Genomic DNA, 18,438 nt, shown 5'->3' with positions numbered 1-18,438 from the left:
CACGGGACCGGGCGGCCCCGTCGCCCAGTCAACACCGCGGCGCGGAGCGGCGCTCCCCGTCGGCCGGCGCTGTTCCACCCAGCGCAGCCGGCCAGGTCAGCGCGCCGGCGGCCTGCCGGTCGACCACGAGCACCGCGTCCCCGGGCACGGCCGGTGCGGTCCGCACCCGCGCGAGGTACCGGTGCCAGCGGGCGGCGTGGCGCCGCATGCGGCCGTCGGGGATCGTCCGGCCGCGCGCCCGCTGCCCGTCGCGGGCCAGCTCCGGCGGCACGTCGAGGAGCACCAGCCGCAGCGAGCGCCCGGACCGGCGGGTCGCCCGCACCACGAGGTCCCGCCAGCCCCGGCTCGTCCACGGATCGGTCAGGACGACGAGCGGGACGTCGCCGGCCACGCCCCGCAGCACCCGCCACCGGTGCCAGGCGTGCACCCACGGGCGCAGCAGGCGGTACGGGACCCCGGGCGCCGCACGGCGCACCCGGGCCGCGACGTCCTCGGAGTCCAGCGCGGTCACCGCCGGGCCGTCCCCGGCGAGCAGGCGCCGGAGCAGCGTCGTCTTCCCGCTTCCCGGCAGACCGCCGACGACGACGAGGACGCGACCGGACCGCTCCGGCGCGGCCCCGCGACGACCGGCTGCCGACGGGACCGTGCTGCTGACCACGGCGCCTCCTCGCTGCTCGGGACCGCGAGTCTCCCGGGGCGAGGTGGGGTTTCCCCGTGAGCCGCCTGGACGCCGGCTGTGAGGTCCTCCCGCCGCGTCAGCCGGCCGGGACCACCCGGTCCAGCCAGGCGAGCAGGTCGCGGACCACCTCGTCGCGGTTGGTCTCGTTGAACACCTCGTGCCGCGCGCCGGGGTACGCCCGCAGCGTCACGTCCTGCACGCCGGCCCCCCGCAGCCGGTCGACCAGCACCTGGACCAGCGCCAGCCGGCCGTTCAGCGGGTCGGCGTCACCGACCGCGACGTACACCGGCAGGTCGGCGCGCACACCGCGCAGCCGCTCGGCGTCGGCCAGCCGGCGCCCGGCCAGGAACATCTGCCGGCTGTCGGCGGCGGCCAGGCCGAAGCCGCACCGCGGGTCGGCGACGTAGGCGTCCACCTGCGCCTCGTCGCGGGAGAGCCAGTCGTAGTCGGTGCGGGCCGGCTGGAACGGCGCGTTGAACGCCGAGAGGTCGGTCGGCCCGTCCAGGTCCACGGCCGGCTCGAGCAGGTCCAGGACGGTGGTCCCGGTGAGGACCAGGCCGGCGAGGTCAGCGGAGTGGTCCAGCACGTGCTGCTGCGCGGCGAAGGAGCCCATGCTGTGCCCGAGCAGCACCAGCGGCGCGTCGGGGAACTCGGCCCGCACGGCGTCGGTCACCCGGCCGATGTCGCGCACGAGCTCGTCCCAGCCGCCGGGGCCCAGATCTCCCCATGCGCCGTCGCGGGCGGTGGCGCCGTGCCCGCGGTGGTCCTGCCCGACGACCAGCCAGCCGGCCCCGGTGAGCGCGGCCGCCAGCGCCTCGTAGCGCAGCAGGTGCTCCCCCATGCCGTGCGTGAGCTGCACGATGCCGCGCGCGGGGCCGGCGGGGTCCCACCGGTGCACGGTGAGGGGGACGTCGTGGGCGGAGGTGATCGTGGAGGTCCGGTCGGGCATGCCGGGAGGCTACGGCCGGCCGGCCGGCGGGCGCACCCACGGCGGACGTGCAGCGCGCACCCAGGCCCTGCACAGCTCGGCGGCCGACCGTGGCGGCATGGACGACGACGCGACCGGACTCCTCTTCGACGTGACCGCGGCCCGCACCGTGGTCCTCGCCCGCCGGCCGCCGGGCGCCTGCGCCGTCGAGTGCGTGGTCTCCGACGTCGTCTGGGGCGAGGTCGTCCGGCTGCTCCGCTGGGCCACGGCGGGAACCGGCCACGACCACGCCCTCCAGGTCGGCGCCTGGTGGCGGCTGGCCGGTGGGTGCGCGGAGCTGCTCCGGCGGCTGCCCGGACTCTGCGACGAGATCGCCGAGCCGTGGGGGCTCGACGGCGGGGCGGCCGTCCCGCCGGAGCTCGACCCGAGCGACCGCATCGCCCTGGTGGCCGGCCGGGTCGTCGCGCTGCTGCGGTCTCCGAGGCCGGTCCCGCTGCGCACGCTCGCCGCCGAGATCGACGCCCTGGGCTCGGCCGCGGTGGCGGCGCTGGCCGCCGGGTCGGCGCACGGGGATCCGGCGTGAACGGCCGCCGCGCCGCCCTGCCGCTCGCCCTCGGTGCGGCCCTCGCGGTCGTGGCCGCCCTGACCCTCACCCCGGAGGGCGCCGGCTGGTCATGGGGGGCGCCGGCCGCGGAGCTGCGCTGGTACGCCACGGGTCTGGGCTCCCCCGCGACGGTGCGCCAGCTGCTCGGCAACCTCGGGCTGCTGGTCGCCCCGGCCGTCCTCGCGGTCCTGCGCTGGCCGGCGCTGGGGCGGCCGTCCCGGCTGGTCGCGCTGGCGGCGGCGGCGGGTACGGCGATCGAGCTGCTCCAGTGGGCGCTTCCCCTGGGTCGGGTGGTCTCGCCGCTGGACGCCGCGCTGAACGCTGCGGGAGCCGTCGTCGCGGGGCTCCTGGTGGCCGGCGGCCGCCGGTCGGCGCCAGGCCCGGGTGGCAGAATGGCGCGGTTCCGGCGAGGCTGGTGGGATCGGCAGTCACCGGCCGCAGCGATGCGGTGACCCGGCGGGGAGCAGAACCCGCACCGGCCCGCCCGGCCGCACGCCGGGTCGCCCCCGAGGAGTCCCATGCCCGGTCCCTGGTTGCTTCCCACCGACCCTGCCGGGACACCCGACGCCGGCGGTTCCGTCGCCACTGGCGGCGGAGGCAGGGACGGGAGCGCCCCGCGGGCCGTGCTCGTCGGTCTGGGTCCGTCCGCCGACGCCTCTGACCTCGACGAGCTCGAGCGGCTGGCCGAGACCGACGGCGTGGCCGTGGTCGGGCGGCTGACCCAGACCCGGGAGCGACCGGATCCGGCGACCTACCTCGGCTCGGGCAAGGTGGCCGAGCTCGCGGGCCTGGTGGCCGAGCGGGGGGCCGGCCTGGTCATCGCGGACGGCGAGCTGAGCCCGGGCCAGGTCAGGAACCTCGAGGACCGGGTCGGTGCGCGCGTCGTCGACCGCACGGCGCTGATCCTCGACATCTTCGGGCAGCACGCCCGGAGCAGCGAGGGCAAGGCGCAGGTGGAGCTCGCCCAGCTCGCCTACCAGCTGCCGCGGTTGCGCGGCCAGGGCACCCAGCTCTCCCGGGTGGGCGGTGGCCGGGTGGCCGGGGGCGCAGGGATCGGCGTCCGCGGCCCGGGTGAGCAGCGGCTGGAGACCGAGCGCCGGCACCTGCGCCGGCGCATGGCGATCCTGCGGCGGCAGGTGGAGGAGACCGGACGGAGGCGTGAGCGCACCCGGTCTCGGCGGCGCCGCAACCGGGTCCCGGCCGTGGCGCTGACCGGCTACACCAACGCGGGCAAGTCCGCGCTGCTCAACCGGCTCACCGGTGCGGACGTGCTGGTCGAGGACGCGCTCTTCGCCACGCTGGACCCCACCGTGCGCCGCGCCCGCACGGCGGACGGGCGTGAGTACACCCTCACCGACACGGTGGGCTTCGTCCGCCACCTGCCGCACCAGCTCGTCGACGCCTTCCGCAGCACCCTCGAGGAGGTCGTGGACGCCGACCTGGTGCTGCACGTCGTCGATGCCTCGGCCCCCGACGCGATGGCGCAGGTGACCACCGTGCGCGGCGTCCTCTACGAGATCGGGGCTCGGGACCACACCGAGCTGCTCGCCCTCAACAAGGTGGACGTCGCGCCGGCGGGGTGGGTCGCCGCGCTGCGTAGCGCGTATCCCGGCGCGGTGCCGGTCTCGGCGCTCACCGGGGAAGGGGTGGACGAGCTCCGGGACGCGATCGGGCGTGTGCTCGGGCGCCGGTAGGCCGCATGCGGCAGCCGGCCGCCGGAGGTACGGTCGGCCCCAGGCGCGGGGGACACTGCGTGCCGAAGGCGTGTCGAACAGCGGCGCGCCTCGTGCGGGGAGCCGCGAGGGTCTCCGCGACCGAGGTCGACCGGCCCGGTGTGTCGAGACCGGAGGCCGTCGCCGTGGCCAGAAGTGAGGGGCGGCACCCGTCCGGAGACGGAGCTCGCGACGAGCTCCGTCGGCTGGGCGTGGCTGAGGTGCCGGACTGGTCCACGCGATTGCAGCAGGTCGCCTCCGAGACGTTCGGGTGGGCCGAGCTGCACCCCGAGCAGCTCGCCGCGATGGAGCACGTGATGTCCGGGCGCGACGCCCTGGCGGTGCTCCCCACCGGCGCGGGGAAGTCGGCGATCTACCAGGTGCCGGCCCTGCTGATCGACGGGCCGACGCTCGTCGTGTCCCCGCTGCTGGCCCTCCAGCGGGACCAGATGGAGGGGATCGACGACTCGCACGCCCCCGAGGCGGTGGCCGTGAACTCGGCCCAGCGAGCCGGCGAGACCCGGCACGCCTGGGACGCCGTCCGCGACGGCGAGGCCGAGTACCTCTTCCTGTCCCCGGAGCAGCTGGCCAAGGACGACGTGCTCGACGAGCTCGCCGGCCTCGGTGTGGGGTTGTTCGTCGTCGACGAGGCCCACTGCGTCTCGGCCTGGGGTCACGACTTCCGCCCCGACTACCTCCGCCTGGGGACGGCGATCGAGCGGCTCGGGCACCCGCCGGTCCTCGCGCTCACCGCCACCGCGGCGCTGCCGGTGCGCCGCGACATCGTGTCGCGGCTGGGGCTGCGCGACCCGGCCGAGATCGTCGCCAGCTTCGACCGGCCCAACCTCCGCCTGGCCGTGGAGCGCGAGAGCGACGACGGCCGGAAGCGGTCCGCGGTGGTGGTGCGGGTCAGCGGGCTGATGGCCGACCCGGCTACCCGGGGCGGCCTGGTCTACGTCGCCAGCCGCAAGGACGCCGAGCACTACGCCGGTGAGCTGACGCAGCTGGGCCACCGGGTCGCCGCCTACCACGCCGGGATGAAGGCGGCCGACCGCGAGCGGGTCCACGAGCAGTTCCTCGACGGTGAGCTCGACGTGGTGGTGGCGACGTCGGCGTTCGGGATGGGCATCGACAAGCCCGACGTCCGGTTCGTCGTGCATGCCTCGGCGCCGGAGTCGCTGGACTCCTACTACCAGCAGATCGGCCGCGCCGGACGCGACGGCGAGCCGGCGGAGGTCCACCTGTTCTACCGGCCCGAGGACCTGCACCTGCAGACCTTCCTCACCGCGAGCCGGGCCCCGGAGGACGTCCTCGAGGACGTCGCCGAGGCGCTCGACGAGCAGGACGAGCCGGTCCGGGCCGCGGAGCTCGCCGAGGACGTCGACGCGCCTGCGGCCAAGCGCACCCGCGCGGTGAACCTGCTGGAGCAGGCCGGGGCGGTCGGCACCACCGAGGACGGCCGGCTGGAGTTCCTGGACCCGGACCTCTCCCCCGGCGAGGCGGTGCAGGAGGCCGTCGAGGTGTCCGAGACCCACCAGCGGCTCATCCGCTCCCGGATCGAGATGGTGCGCGGCTACGCCGAGACCACCGGTTGCCGGCGGCAGTTCCTGCTCGGCTACTTCGGCGAGCAGCTTCCCCACCCCTGTGGCAACTGCGACACGTGCGAGGCCGGCACGGCCGAGGACCACGCCGCCGGCGACGCCCCGTTCCCGGTCAACAGCGCGGTGCGGCACCGCGAGTGGGGGCACGGCGTGGTCATGTCCGTGGAGCCCGACCGGCTCACCGTCCTGTTCGACCAGGAGGGCTACAAGACGCTGGCCACGAAGGCCGTGGAGTCCCAGGGTCTGCTCGAGCCGGACCCGGCCGGGGGCTGAGCCGGCCGGGTCGGACGACTAGCCCGCTTCGGGCCGGGTAGGCGCTGGGGACGCCCGTCCCGTCAGCCCCGCGGGATCCCGAACCACGTCTCCCGAGGAGCACGATGACCGCGGACAACGCGCAGCGGACCGAGGCGACCCCTGACCTGACCGACCTGGTGGCCCGAGCCGCGGAGCCAGTCTCACCCGGCCGAGCGCCCACGAGCACCTGGACGGAGGTCCCCTCCCTCGGGGTGTCCCTGCACGCCCGCACCTGGCGGGAGGACGCGACCCCGGGCCGGCCACCGGTCGTCCTGGTGCACGGCCTCGGGCTCTCCAGCCGGTACCTGGTCCCGCTCGGCCGGCGCCTGGGCGCCCTCGGCCACGACGTGCTGGCGCCCGACCTTCCCGGCTTCGGCCGCTCGCCGCGACCGGCCGGCACGCGATGGCCGGCGGCGCCGACCGTGCGCGAGCAGACCGACCAGCTGCGGTGCTGGATGGATGCCATGGGCATCGAGCGGGCCGTGCTGGTGGGCAACTCCATCGGTGTGCAGGTCGCCGTCGAACTCGCCGCCCGCCACCCCGACCGGGTGGAGAGCCTGGTGCTCGAGGGGCCCACGCCGGACCCGGAGTACCGCTCGCCGTGGAAGGAGTACCCGCGGGTCCTGCGCAACATGCTGTTCGAGGCGCCCTCGATCAACCCCGTCTTCCAGGCCGAGTACGCCACCACCGGGATGGTCCGGATGTTCCAGCAGCTGTTCCGCACGGTCGACGACCCGATCGAGCAGCGTCTGCCCCTGGTCCAGGCACCGGCGCTGGTCGTGCGCGGCCAGTACGACCAGACCCTCTCCCAGCCGTGGGCGGAGGAGTTCACCCGGCTGCTCCCGAACGGGAGGCTCGTCGTCGTCGACGGAGCGGCCCACAACGCCCACTACACCGCGGCACCGATCGTCGGGCGGCTGGTCGACCGCTTCCTCCGCGGCGGGCTCGCCGCACTGACCCCGGCCACCGGTGACGTCGTCGTGCCGGGGCCGGACCACGGCGGTGACCCGCTGACCCCCTTCCAACTGCTCTCGCCGCGGGCGCACGCCGTCCTCGACTACGTCAGCGCAGCTGCGCTGGTCGCCCTGCCCCGGGTGTTCGACTGGGGACCGCGGACGCGGGTGGTCCTGACGGCCGCCGGGGTCTACGGCGCCGCCTGCAGCCTGGTCACCGACTACGACCTCGGCGCGCTGAAGAAGATGCCGGTGCCCGTCCACCTCAACCTCGACTCGTCGGGTGGGATGCAACTGGTCCTGGCCTCCCTCACCGTCCTGCGCGGGGAGCCCGCGGTCGGCCGCTGGGTGGCGGCGGCGCAGGGCGCCTACGAGATCCTGCGCGCCGCGCTGACGCACAAGCCGATGGGGCCGGCGCGGCTGGTTCCGGTGGACCGCAGCAGCTGACCCGTCATCCCGTCTCGGCGATCCGCTTGATCGCCGCCAGGGTCACCGGGATCCCCTCGTGGGCCTGCCGGGTGCGCAGGGCGATCTGCTCGTCGGCGCGCTCCCCGAAGCGCTCGGCGAACATCGCCAGCCCGGCGGGCAGGAACTCCCACGACTCGGTGAGCCGGGTCCCGCCGGTGACCGGCGCCATGCCGAAGCCCCACCGCACGAAGTCGTCGCCGACCACCCAGGCGAACTCGCGGCCCCGGTCGGCCGCGACCACCCGTGAGCGGGTCTCCCAGGTGCGGTCGGGCGTGGTGTTGCGCCCGGTGAAGCGGTCGCCGACCTTCCCCGTGGCGCCCTCGTCCCACCAGCACTCCCGGCAGATGGGGCTCCACTCACCGGTCCGCGTGACGTCGGAGACGAGGTCGTACAGCACCTCCGGGGAGGCGACGACGACGATCGAGGCGGAGTGGCGCAGTTCGCTCATCGGCGCAGTCTCGCAATCGTCATGCGTGCCCGGCGACGCGGCCCGGGTATGCGGCGCCCCGTGGAAGAGCTGCTGCAGGAGATCGTCAACGTCCTGGTCGTCATCGTGGAGGCCTGCGGCGCCGCGGTCATCATCATCGGCGCGGTCTGGGCGTTCCTGCTCTTCCTGTGGGTCGGGTTCCGTGACCGGAGCACGCGGGCCTTCGTCCCCGTCCGGCTGACGCTCGGCCGCTTCCTGGCGCTGGGCCTGGAGTTCCAGCTGGCCGCCGACGTCCTCAAGACGGCGGTGGCGCCCAGCTGGGAGGAGATCGGCCAGCTCGCCGCCATCGCGGCCATCCGGACGGCCTTGAACTACTTCCTGGGCAGGGAGATCGCCGAGGAGAAGCGCCAGATCGCCGAGGACCAGGAGACCTCCTCCGGCGACACCGGCGACGCGACCGACCACCGGCGCACCGGGCGGACAGTGTGAGCTCGACACTGGTCGCGGTCACCGGGGCGATGTCCCAGGTCGTCGCCGCGATCGCGCTGGTGTCCGGCGGCCTCGCCCTGGCCGTCACCCGCCGGCCGCCCCTCGCGTTGGGCATCCTCCTGGACCTGCTGGTGGCCGCCGGCCTGCTCCGCCTGGTCGGGGACCCCAGCTGGCGGCACATCATCGTCGCCGGCGCGGTGGTGGCCCTGCGGCACCTGGTCGGCTACGGCCTGCGGCTGGGGGCACGGTCCCTGCAGGGCGCACCCCGGGGCGACGGGGACCGTGGCCCGCGCTCCCGGCCACCGCGCGACCTGGCCGGCCGGCTGCTGCGGCCGGCCTGGCTGCCCTGAGCCGCCCGGCTCCTAGGCCCGCACCTGCCCCGGCGCCGGCGTCTCCCCGCCCTCGAGGTCGCCCTCGGTGTCGAGGTAGGCCTGTTGCAGTTCGGCGAGCACCTGCGGGTCGGGCGACTCCCACATCTTCCGGTCCACCGCCTCCAGCAGCCGCTCGGCTATGCCGTGCAGCGCCCACGGGTTCGACGTCTCCATGAACTGCCGGTTCTCGGGGTCGAGCACGTAGGTCTGCGCGAGCTTCTCGTACATCCAGTCGGCGACCACGCCTGTCGTGGCGTCGTAGCCGAACAGGTAGTCGACGGTCGCGGCGAGCTCGAAGGCGCCCTTGTAGCCGTGCCGGCGCATCGCGGCGAGCCATTTGGGGTTGACCACGCGGGCGCGGAAGACCCGGGCGGTCTCCTCGGTGAGCGAGCGGGTGCGCACCTGCTCGGGGCGGGTCGAGTCGCCGATGTACGCCCTGGGCGCCGAGCCGGTGAGCGCGCGGACCGTCGCCACCATGCCGCCGTGGTACTGGAAGTAGTCGTCGGAGTCGGCGATGTCGTGCTCGCGGGTGTCGACGTTCTTGGCGGCCACCGCGATGCGCTTGTAGGCCGCCTCCATGTCGGGGCGGGCCTGCACGCCGTCCAGGTCGCGGCCGTAGGCGTAGCCGCCCCACACCGCGTAGACCTCGGCGAGGTCGGCGTCGCCCCGCCAGTTGCGCGAGTCGATCAGCGGCAGCAGCCCGGCCCCGTAGGCACCGGGTTTCGAGCCGAAGACCCGGGTGGTGGCCCGCCGGCGGTCGCCGTGCCCGGCGATGTCGGCGTCGACGTGCGCACGCACGTAGTTGTCCGCCGGGTCCTCGTCCAGCCCGGCGACCAGGGTGACGGCGTCGTCGAGCATGGTGACCACGTGCGGGAAGGCGTCCCGGAAGAAGCCGGAGATCCGCACCGTGACGTCGACCCGGGGGCGGCCGAGCTCCTCGAGGGGCACCGGCTCCAGCGAGGTGACCCGGCGCGACGCCTCGTCCCACACCGGGCGGACGCCGAGCAGCGCCAGCACCTCGGCGACGTCGTCCCCGGAGGTGCGCATGGCCGAGGTGCCCCACACCGAGAGCCCCACCGAGCGCGGCCACTCCCCCGTGTCGGCGCGGTACCGCTCCAGCAGCGAGTCGGCCATCGCCTGGCCGGTCTCCCAGGCCAGCCGCGAGGGAACCGCCCGGGGATCGACCGAGTAGAAGTTGCGCCCGGTCGGCAGCACGTTGACCAGCCCGCGCAGCGGTGAGCCCGAGGGCCCCGCGGGCACGTACCCGCCGTCGAGGGCGTGCAGGGTGGCGTCGAGCTCGTCGGTGGTGCGCGCCAGCCGGGGCACCACCTCGTCCACGGCGAAGCGCAGTACCGCCGCGACGGCGTCGTCGTCCCGGTCGAGCACCTCCCGCACGACCTCGGGGACGGCGGCCGCGGTCCAGCCGCGGGCCTCCATGCCGCCGACGAGGGCGGCGGCGAGCTCCTCGACCCGGTCGGTCTCGCGCAGCCCCGCGGTGCCGTCCTCGGTCAGGCCGAGCGCCTCCCGGAGCCCGGGCAGCGCCACCGAGCCGCCCCAGATCTGCCGGGCGCGAAGCATGGCCACGACGAGGTCGACGCGGTCCTGACCGGCCGGCGGCGAGCCGAGCACGTGCAGCCCGTCGCGGATCTGCGAGTCCTTGATCTCGCAGAGCCACCCGTCGACGTGCAGGATCATATCGTCGAAGTGCTCGTCGGCCGGGCGCTCGTTGAGGCCGAGGTCGGCGTCGAGCTTGGCGGCCTGCAGCAGGGTCCAGATCTGCGCCCGGACGGCGGGCAGCTTCGCCGGGTCCATCGCCGCGACGTTGGCGTGCTCGTCCAGCAGCTGCTCCAGCCGGGCGATGTCGCCGTAGCTCTCGGCGCGGGCCATCGGCGGCACCATGTGGTCGATGAGCGTGGCGTGCGCCCGGCGCTTGGCCTGGCTGCCCTCGCCGGGGTCGTTGACCAGGAACGGGTAGACCAACGGCAGGTCGCCGATCGCGGCGTCGGGTCCGCAGGAGGCCGACAGCCCGACGGTCTTGCCCGGCAGCCACTCCATGTTGCCGTGCTTGCCGACGTGCACCAGCGCGTGCGCGCCGAACACCGACCGCAGCCACCAGTAGGCGGCCAGGTAGTGGTGGGACGGCGGCAGGTCGGGGTCGTGGTAGATCGCGATCGGGTTCTCGCCGAAGCCGCGCGGCGGCTGCACCATCACGACCACGTTGCCGGCGCGCAGCGCGGCGAACACGATGTCGTCGCCGTCGACGAAGAGGGAGCCGGGCGGCTGGCCCCAGTGCTCGACCATCGCCTCGCGCAGGTCCCCGGGGAGCGTGTCGAAGAACGCCCGGTACTGGGCGGCCGGGATGCGCACCGGGTTGCCCGAGAGCTGCTCCTCGGTGAGCCAGTTCTCGTCCTGCCCGCCGGCGGCGATGAGGGCGTGCACCAGCGCGTCGCCGTCGAGGTCGGCGACGCCGGGCAGCGCGTCGGGCCCGTCGAAGGGGCCGATGTCGTAGCCGGCGCCCTGCATCGCGGCCAGCAGCCGCACCACCGACGCCGGGGTGTCCAGGCCGACGGCGTTGCCGATGCGGGCGTGCTTCGTCGGGTAGGCGGACAGCATGAGCACGATCCGGCGCTCCGCCGGCGGGGTGTGGCGCAGCCGGGCGTGGGCGACGGCGGTGCCGGCCACCCGGGCGGCGCGCTCGGGATCGGCGACGTAGTGGGTGAGCCCGTCGGCGTCGGTCTCCTTGAAGGAGAAGGGCACGCTGATCAGGCGGCCGTCGAACTCCGGGATGGCCACCTGGTTGCCGACGTCGAGGGGCGAGAGCCCGTCGTCGTCGGCCAGCCACTCCTCGCGGGAGCGGGTGAGGCACAGCCCCTGGATGACCGGCACGTCGAGCTCGGCGAGCTGGCCGACGTCCCACGCGCCGTCGTCCCCGCCGGCCTGGGCCGTGGCCGGCCGCGAGCCGCCGGCGGCGAGCACGGTGACCACGAGCGCGTCGGCACTGCGCAGGGTGGCCAGCAGGTCGCCGGGGACGCTGCGCAGCGAGCTGACGAACACGGGCACGGCGCGGCCACCGGCGTCCTCGACGGCGGTGCAGAGCGCCTCGACGAAGGCGGTGTTCCCGGCCAGGTGGTGCGCCCGGTAGTACAGGACGGCGACCCGCGGGCCGGTGACCCTGCGGGCGGTCCGGTCGAGCAGCCCCCAGTCGGGCGCGACCGACGGCGGCTCGAAGCCCTCGCCCGTGAGCAGCACCGTGTCGGAGAGGAAGCGGTGCAGCTGGCGGAGGTTGTCCGGCCCGCCCTGCGCCAGGTAGCCGTGGGCCTCGGTGGCCACACCCATCGGGACGGTGGACAGCTCCATCAGCTCGGCGTCGGGGACCTGCTCTCCGCCCAGGACGACGACCGGCGCGGGCCCGGCGAGCAGCGGGGCCAGCACCTCCTCGTACTGCCGGCGCACCCCGAGGATGCGGATGACGACCAGCTCGCTGCCCTCGGTGAGCGCCGCCATGCCGGCGGCGTCGAGGCGGGCAGGGTTGCCGAGCCGCCAGCCGGCGCCGCTGGCCCGGGCCGAGAGCAGGTCGGTGTCGCTCGTGGAGAGCAGGGTGAACACGGCCGCGCCGCCTCCCTCGGGGTCCGCGCCCCGTTCCGCTGGGCACGGCAGCCGGAGTGTCTGGCTCGCCCGGGGCCGGGCTCGCAGTGGCGGGACCGCACCGGGTCGCACCGGGATCGCCCCCTGTGCCGCCGCTCCGCTGACCATGGGCGGCACCGGGTGGACGATCTCGCTGCACTGCCGTGATGTGGGCCGAACGCTACCGGGGCGCGTGCGCAGGGCGAGGCGGCGCCCACCGTCCGCATCCGGACCGCACCCCGACGGCGAAGGACGGGTATCGACCGGTACGTCCGAGGGAGTCGTCATGGCACTGCGTCCGCACCTCCGCCGCACCCGATCGGCGCCGGCAGCGCCACCGGGACCTGTCCCCGCGCCGGTTCCCGCCCCGCCGCCGGCCGGCGTCGACCGCCGGGAACCGGAGCAGGCTCCTACCGGGAGCCGGGTGCCGGCCGTGCACCGGATCGGCGCGGTGGTCGTCGCCGCGGTGATCGCGGTGTTCGGCGTCCTGGGCTTCGCCGACGGCCTGGCGTTCTTCTCCACCGAGGGCGAGCGGGTCCTGGGCCTCTCCTCCAACGGCCTGCTGTCCACCATCTCCGTCGCCACCGCGGTGGTCCTCGTCGCGGCCGCCGTGCGCGGGCCGCGGATCGCCTCGACGGTGATGATCGTCGTCGGGGTGCTGTTCCTGGTGTCGGCCCTGGCCAACCTCGCCGTGCTGAACACCGACCTCAACTTCCTGGCGTTCCGCTTCCCCAACGTGGCCTTCTCGGTCGTCGCCGGGCTGGTGCTGCTGGTCCTCGGCGCCTACGGCCGGGTGAGCGGCCACCTCCCGCCCGACAGCCCCTACGCCCGCCCCGGTGACGGCGACGACGCCGGGGACGTCGGCGCCCACGAGTACCCCTCCACGCCGGAGGAGTTCGCCGCCGAGCGCGCCATGCGGGAGGCCGAGGTGGCAGTCGTGCAGCACACCGCCTCCCCCGACCAGCAGCGCCGGGTGGCGGCCATGGCGTCGGCGCACAGCCGGGCCGAGCGCCGCCGGGTGTGGCTCTCCTTCGACGGACCGGGCGGCGGCGGGCCGGCCTGATCCCGCGCCGGGCCTAGCCTGCGGCGGTGGCCTACGACGCGCTCGCGGAGAGCATCGCGCTCATCGAGAACGGGGCGCCCGGCACCCCTGCGCGGTTGAGCCGCCGGCGGCGCTTCGCGCCGCTCTCCGTGGACGTCGACGGCGACGTCGCCTGCACCCTCTTCGCCCGCCGCAGCGTCGGCTCCGTCGCGGAGGAGACGTGGGTGCTGGTGCGGCGCGGGCAGGGATGGGTGCTGCTCGGTGGGGGCGGGGGCGGCCTCGAGGACGACGACCTGGCCGACCGCCCCGCCGCGGCCACCCTCGGCGGGCAGCTGCGCCTGACCGGGGGCGGGGCGGTGCTGCGCAACGGCGGGCGGTTGCTGCCGTGGGGCGCCCGGTACGCCTCGTACGCGACGCTGCGCGCGAGCCGGGAGGTCGGGAGCCTGCGGGTCGGCGCCCGCCTGCTCGCGGTTCCCCGGCACGGGCACGTGGTGGTCGTCTGGGCCGGGCGACGGCCACCCACCGCGGAGGCCCTGGCGCCGGACGGCCGCCGGCTGGGCAGCGTGCGTCTGGACCTGCGGTCGCCCCGCTTGCCGGAGGTCTACCGCGATCCCGGCTGACCGCCCGACCGCATCGACGGGAGCGGGGGCCGGCCGGGTGCGCCGCGGGCCGTAGCCTCGCGGGCGCCATGTCATCAGCCAGGCCGCACACCCCGCCCCTGCGTGACCGCGCCGACGCCTGCCCCGGCGCGCTGCAGACCCACTCCGCCGCCGACGGCGAGCTGGCCCGCGTTCGGATCCCCGGCGGGCTGCTCCGCGCCGGCCAGCTCCGGGTCCTCGCAGCGGCCGCTGTCGAGCTCGGGGACGGCGCGCTGGAACTGACCAGCCGCGGCAACCTGCAGCTCCGCGGGCTGCGGCCGGGCTCGGCGGGTGAGCTGGGCGACCGGCTGGCGGCGGCCGGGCTGCTGCCCAGCGACACCCACGAGACCGCGCGCAACCTGCTGGGCAGCGTGCTCAGCGGCCGGGCCGGGGGCCTGCTCGACGCCCGGCCCTGGGTGCGCGCCTTCGACGCCGGCCTGTGCGCGGACCCCTCGCTCGCGGCGCTGCCGGGCCGGTTCCTGGCCACGTTCGACGACGGCAGGGGCGACGTCGCACCGCTGGGCGGCGACATCGGGCTGCTGGCCCTTCCCCCCGGGGTGGTCGCGCTCACGCTGGCCGGAGCGGACTCCGGGCTGCGCGCCTCCCCCGCCGACGCCGTCGCCCTGGCGCTGGCCGCCACGCGCGCCTTCCTCGCCGAGCGCGCCGACCAGGGCGGGAGCGCCTGGCGGCTGGCGGAGCTGGCCGACGGACGTGGACGGGTGGCGGCGCGGGTGGGCGGCGGGTCAGCAGCTCAGCGCGTCGAGGTGCCGGCCGAGCCGCGGGTGCGACCGATCGGTGCGGTGCCGCAGGACGACGGCCGGACGGCGCTGGCCGCGGTCGTGCCCCTGGGCCGGCTCACCGCTGTGCAGCTCCGGCTGCTGGCCGACCTCGCGGCGGAGGTCCAGCTGACGCCGTGGCGCGGCGTCGTCGTCCCCGACCTGACCGACGGGTCGGCGGCCGCGCTGCTGGTGGAGGCCGGGCTGGTGCTCGACCCGGACAGCCCGTGGACCCGTGTGACCGCCTGCGCCGGGTTGCCGGGATGTGCCAAGTCCCTCGCCGACGTCCGGGCGGACGCGACCGCCGCCGTCGTCATCGGCTCCCTGCCGGGCGGTGGGGCGCGGCAGCACTGGGCCGGGTGCCGGCGGCGCTGCGGCCGGCCCGGTGGAGCGGTGGTGGACGTGGTCGCCACCGGCTCCGGCTACCGGGTCGACGAACCGACCGGCTGACTACGGCGCCTGCCGCCGAGTCGACCTCCGCCACCTCGTCAAGGCTGTTCTCGCATCTGTGGACGAGGCGCCGACCAGCGGTTCCGTGTCGTCGTCGGGCAGAAGACCATGGCGTCCTGGCTGCGCGGGCACGCCCGTTTCTCCCCGGCGGCCACCTCCCGGCTGGTCGCCGCCGGGCGGGCCCTGGAAGCGCTGCCGGCGGTCGCCGCCGCGGCCGGCACCGGCGCGGTGGCGCTCGAGGCGCTCGCCGAGATCGCCCCGGCGGTCGCCCCGGCCAAGCTGGCCGCCGCCCACGCCCGGGGCGTGGACCTGGCCGGGGTCGATCAGGCGCTCGCCGAGGTGGCCGCCACCCGCCCGCACGCCGAGCTGCGCCAGGTCGTGGACCACTACCTGGCCCGGCTGGACCCCGACGGGCCCGAACCGGATCCCACCGAGGGCCGCTCGTTGACCCTGGTCAAGCACGCCGATGGCAGCGTGAGCGGCCGGTTCGAGCTGGACGCCGTCGGCGGGGAGAAGCTGCAGGCTGCGATCGAGTCGGTCGTGCAGGCCGACCGGCCCGCCGGGGACACCCGCACCCGCGCCCAGCAGTCCGCCGACGCCCTGGTCCAGCTCACCGACAACGCCCTGGCCGCCGGGCACCTGCCGCTGCTGCGCACCCACACACCGCACGTCGTGGTCCGGGTCGACCTCGCCGACCTCATCGACCCCACTGCCGGGCCCGGGGCGGCGAAGCTCAGCTTCGGGGCGACCATCTCCGCCGCCCGCGCCCGCTGGCTGGCCTGCGACGGCACCATCACCCGCATCGTCATCGGCCCCGACGGAGACGTGCTCGACCACGGCCGCCGCCAGCGCGTCTCCCCCTCCGGGCTGCGCCGCGCCCTCGACGCCCGCGACCGCAGCTGCGTCTTCACCGGCTGCCACGCCCCCACCCACCGGTGCGACGTCCACCACCTCATCCACTGGGCAGACGGCGGGGACACCTCCCTGCACAACTCAGGACTGCTCTGCGAACGCCGCCACACCGAGATCCACCACGGGTTCCGCATCGAACGCCAACCCGACGGCCGATGGCACACCTGGCGGCCCGACGGCACCGAGGTCCTCGTCCTGCCCCACGCCACCGCAGACCCGGCCAACTCCCGCGCCGGCTGACCGGGCGCGGGCGGGCGGGGCCCACCGACGTAGCCTTCCCGCCCGATGGTGGTCTACGAGTACGAGAAGGACGGCGCCGAGATCTACCGGCAGTCGTTCGCGACGATCCGTGCCGAGGCGGACCTCGGCGGGCTGCCCGACGACGTCGCGCGCGTGGCGGTGCGGATGATCCACGCCTGCGGTCAGGTCGACCTGGTCGAGGACATCGCCTGGTCCCCCTCCGTCGTCCAGCGGGCCCGCGAGGCGCTCGACGCCGGCGCACCCGTGCTGTGCGACGCGCAGATGGTGGCCAGCGGCGTCACCCGGCGCCGGCTGCCCAAGGACAACGACGTCGTCTGCACCCTCGACGATCCGCGCACCCCGGGCCTCGCCGCCGAGCTCGGCACCACCCGCACCGCCGCCGCGCTGGAGCTCTGGCACGACCGCCTCGACGGCGCCGTCGTCGCCATCGGCAACGCCCCCACCGCGCTGTTCCACCTGCTCGAGATGGTCGCCGCCGGCGGCCCGCGCCCGGCCGCCGTCCTCGGCATCCCCGTCGGCTTCATCGGTGCCGCCGAGTCCAAGGAGGCGCTCGCCGCCTCCGACCTCGAGTTCCTCGTCGTGCGCGGCCGCCGCGGCGGCAGCGCCATCACCGCCGCCGCGGTCAACGCGATCGCGAGCGACGTCGAATGAGCGGTGGCACGAGCGGCACCGGCCGGTTGTACGGGGTCGGGCTCGGTCCCGGCGACCCCGAGCTGGTCACCGTCAGGGCCGCCCGGCTGATCGGCGCCGCCGACGTCGTCGCCTTCCACGCCGCCCGGCACGGCCGCTCGGTGGCCCGGGCCCTGGCCGAGCCCTACCTCCGCGACGGCCAGGTCGAGGAGCTGCTGGTCTACCCGGTCACCACCGAGACCACCGACCACCCCGGTGGTTACCAGGGCGCCATCGACGAGTTCTACGAGGCCGCCGCCGCCCGGCTGGCCGCACACCTGGACGCCGGGCGCGACGTCGTCGTGCTCGCCGAGGGGGACCCGCTCTTCTACGGCTCCTACATGCACATGCACAAGCGGCTGGCGCACCGCTACCCCACCGAGGTCGTGCCCGGGGTCACCAGCGTCACCGCGGCCGCCGCGGCCGTCGGGCGCCCGCTGGTCGAGCGCGACGAGGTGCTCACCGTCCTCCCCGGCACGCTGCCGGCCGACGAGCTCGCCGCCCGCCTGGCCGCCACCGACTCGGCCGCCGTCATGAAGCTCGGCCGCACCTTCCCGCAGGTGCGCGAGGCCTTCGAGCGCGCCGGCGTTCTCGACCGCGCGGTCTACGTCGAGCGGGCCACCACCGACCGCCAGCGCTGCCTGCCGCTGGCCGAGGTGGACCCTGCGAGCGTCCCGTACTTCTCCCTCGCCCTGCTGCCCAGCCCGCTCACCCCGCAGGTCACCGAACCCGCACCGGCGCCCGACCGACGGGGCGGCACCGGGGAGGTGGTCGTCGTCGGCCTCGGGCCCGGCGCCCGCAGCTGGACCACCCCGGAGGCCGCGGAGGTGCTCGCCGCCGCCGACGACCTGGTCGGCTACGGGCCCTACCTGGACCGCGTCGCGGTCAACCCGCGCCAGACCCGGCACGCCAGCGACAACCGGGTCGAGGCCGAGCGCGCCGCCCACGCGCTCGCGCTGGCGCAGAGCGGCCGCCGGGTCGCGGTCGTCTCCAGCGGTGACCCCGGGGTCTTCGCCATGGCGGCCGCGGTGCTCGAGGTCGCCGAGCGTCCCGAGTTCGCCGACGTCCCGGTGCGCGTGGTCCCCGGCCTCACCGCCGCCCAGGCGGTCGCCTCCCGCGTGGGCGCCCCGCTGGGCCACGACTTCTGCGTCCTGTCGCTCTCCGACGTCCTCAAGCCGTGGGAGGTGATCGTCGACCGGCTGCGCCACGCGGCCGCCGCCGACCTCGTCATGGCCCTCTACAACCCGCGCTCGAAGCACCGACCGCACCAGCTCGGCGAAGCGCTGCGGGTGCTGCTGGAGGTGCGCCCGCCGGAGACCGTGGTGGTCGTCGGCCGGGACGTCGGCGGGCCGCAGGAGACCGTCCGGGTCACCACCCTCGGCGCCCTGGACCCCGGGTCCGTGGACATGCGCTGCCTGGTGCTGGTCGGCTCCTCGCAGACCCGCGTCACGCCGTCGGGCGCGGTCTACACCTCCCGCAGCTACCCGCGCTGACACGCCGCGGCGCGGGAATGCCGTCGCGATCGTTGCCCTTGCCCACC

Annotated in this window: 17 protein-coding genes; 13 read left to right on the top strand and 4 right to left on the bottom strand. The window is 75.9% G+C overall.

The window, feature by feature from the left end; all coding sequences use genetic code 11:
- Positions 1 to 28 precede the first annotated feature (28 nt).
- Together ACI79W_RS03270 and ACI79W_RS03265 are read right to left on the bottom strand one after the other, a co-directional pair.
- On the bottom strand, positions 29 to 658 hold the full coding sequence (locus ACI79W_RS03270; RefSeq protein ID WP_456560642.1) for an AAA family ATPase: 630 nt from the start codon (positions 656 to 658) through the stop codon (positions 29 to 31).
- Positions 659 to 755: 97 nt separating this feature from the next.
- Positions 756 to 1,628 carry an alpha/beta fold hydrolase gene (locus tag ACI79W_RS03265; protein ID WP_456560641.1) on the bottom strand — a complete coding sequence of 291 codons (873 nt, stop codon included), beginning with the start codon at positions 1,626 to 1,628 and terminating at the stop codon, positions 756 to 758.
- A gap of 97 nt (positions 1,629 to 1,725) precedes the next feature.
- Between ACI79W_RS03265 and ACI79W_RS03260 the strand changes: the two genes are divergently transcribed.
- The 5 genes from ACI79W_RS03260 (at position 1,726) to ACI79W_RS03240 (ending at position 7,218) form a co-directional block, all read left to right on the top strand.
- Positions 1,726 to 2,190 carry a hypothetical protein gene (locus ACI79W_RS03260; RefSeq protein WP_456560640.1) on the top strand — a complete coding sequence of 155 codons (465 nt, stop codon included), beginning with the start codon at positions 1,726 to 1,728 and terminating at the stop codon, positions 2,188 to 2,190.
- Positions 2,187 to 2,663, top strand: a complete 477-nt coding sequence (locus ACI79W_RS03255; protein WP_456560639.1) for a VanZ family protein — start codon at positions 2,187 to 2,189, stop codon at positions 2,661 to 2,663. Before ACI79W_RS03260 ends, ACI79W_RS03255 begins: the two co-directional genes overlap by 4 nt.
- A 171-nt stretch (positions 2,664 to 2,834) precedes the next feature.
- On the top strand, positions 2,835 to 3,905 hold the full coding sequence (gene hflX, locus ACI79W_RS03250; RefSeq protein WP_456560638.1) for a GTPase HflX: 1,071 nt from the start codon (positions 2,835 to 2,837) through the stop codon (positions 3,903 to 3,905).
- Positions 3,906 to 4,135: 230 nt separating this feature from the next.
- Positions 4,136 to 5,797: a RecQ family ATP-dependent DNA helicase gene (locus ACI79W_RS03245; protein ID WP_456560637.1), complete on the top strand. Its 1,662-nt coding sequence runs from the start codon at positions 4,136 to 4,138 to the stop codon at positions 5,795 to 5,797.
- Between the two features lie 104 nt (positions 5,798 to 5,901).
- Positions 5,902 to 7,218: an alpha/beta fold hydrolase gene (locus ACI79W_RS03240; protein WP_456560636.1), complete on the top strand. Its 1,317-nt coding sequence runs from the start codon at positions 5,902 to 5,904 to the stop codon at positions 7,216 to 7,218.
- Positions 7,219 to 7,222: 4 nt separating this feature from the next.
- Here the strand turns inward: ACI79W_RS03240 and ACI79W_RS03235 are convergent, their stop codons facing one another.
- Complete coding sequence (locus tag ACI79W_RS03235) at positions 7,223 to 7,687, bottom strand: SRPBCC family protein (RefSeq protein WP_456560635.1); 465 nt, start codon at positions 7,685 to 7,687, stop codon at positions 7,223 to 7,225.
- Between the two features lie 60 nt (positions 7,688 to 7,747).
- Between ACI79W_RS03235 and ACI79W_RS03230 the strand changes: the two genes are divergently transcribed.
- The gene (locus ACI79W_RS03230) at positions 7,748 to 8,155 is read left to right on the top strand and encodes a DUF1622 domain-containing protein (protein WP_456560634.1); all 408 of its coding nucleotides are present in this window, start codon (positions 7,748 to 7,750) and stop codon (positions 8,153 to 8,155) included.
- A complete protein-coding gene (locus tag ACI79W_RS03225; RefSeq protein ID WP_456560633.1) occupies positions 8,152 to 8,505 on the top strand; it encodes a DUF1622 domain-containing protein in 354 nt (117 codons plus the stop codon). The genes ACI79W_RS03230 and ACI79W_RS03225 overlap by 4 nt, the downstream gene beginning before the upstream one ends.
- A 12-nt stretch (positions 8,506 to 8,517) precedes the next feature.
- Here ACI79W_RS03225 and cobN read toward each other — a convergent pair whose 3' ends face one another.
- A complete protein-coding gene (gene cobN, locus ACI79W_RS03220; protein ID WP_456560632.1) occupies positions 8,518 to 12,132 on the bottom strand; it encodes a cobaltochelatase subunit CobN in 3,615 nt (1,204 codons plus the stop codon).
- A 442-nt stretch (positions 12,133 to 12,574) separates the two neighbouring features.
- On the opposite strand from cobN, the gene ACI79W_RS03215 reads away from it, so the two are divergent.
- The 6 genes from ACI79W_RS03215 (at position 12,575) to ACI79W_RS03190 (ending at position 18,391) form a co-directional block, all read left to right on the top strand.
- The gene (locus ACI79W_RS03215) at positions 12,575 to 13,213 is read left to right on the top strand and encodes a DUF4383 domain-containing protein (protein WP_456560631.1); all 639 of its coding nucleotides are present in this window, start codon (positions 12,575 to 12,577) and stop codon (positions 13,211 to 13,213) included.
- A 26-nt stretch (positions 13,214 to 13,239) separates the two neighbouring features.
- Positions 13,240 to 13,812 carry a hypothetical protein gene (locus ACI79W_RS03210; RefSeq protein ID WP_456560630.1) on the top strand — a complete coding sequence of 191 codons (573 nt, stop codon included), beginning with the start codon at positions 13,240 to 13,242 and terminating at the stop codon, positions 13,810 to 13,812.
- Positions 13,813 to 13,880: 68 nt separating this feature from the next.
- Entirely contained in the window at positions 13,881 to 15,056 is a 1,176-nt protein-coding gene (gene cobG / locus ACI79W_RS03205) for a precorrin-3B synthase (RefSeq protein WP_456560629.1), read from the top strand.
- Positions 15,057 to 15,164: 108 nt separating this feature from the next.
- Complete coding sequence (locus ACI79W_RS03200) at positions 15,165 to 16,208, top strand: DUF222 domain-containing protein (protein WP_456560628.1); 1,044 nt, start codon at positions 15,165 to 15,167, stop codon at positions 16,206 to 16,208.
- Between the two features lie 45 nt (positions 16,209 to 16,253).
- Entirely contained in the window at positions 16,254 to 16,880 is a 627-nt protein-coding gene (locus ACI79W_RS03195) for a precorrin-8X methylmutase (RefSeq protein WP_456560627.1), read from the top strand.
- On the top strand, positions 16,877 to 18,391 hold the full coding sequence (locus ACI79W_RS03190; RefSeq protein WP_456560626.1) for a precorrin-2 C(20)-methyltransferase: 1,515 nt from the start codon (positions 16,877 to 16,879) through the stop codon (positions 18,389 to 18,391). Before ACI79W_RS03195 ends, ACI79W_RS03190 begins: the two co-directional genes overlap by 4 nt.
- Positions 18,392 to 18,438 lie beyond the last annotated feature (47 nt).

The organism is Blastococcus sp. SYSU DS0533, assembly GCF_054050775.1.
This window is presented reverse-complemented; position numbering and strand designations above follow the sequence as displayed.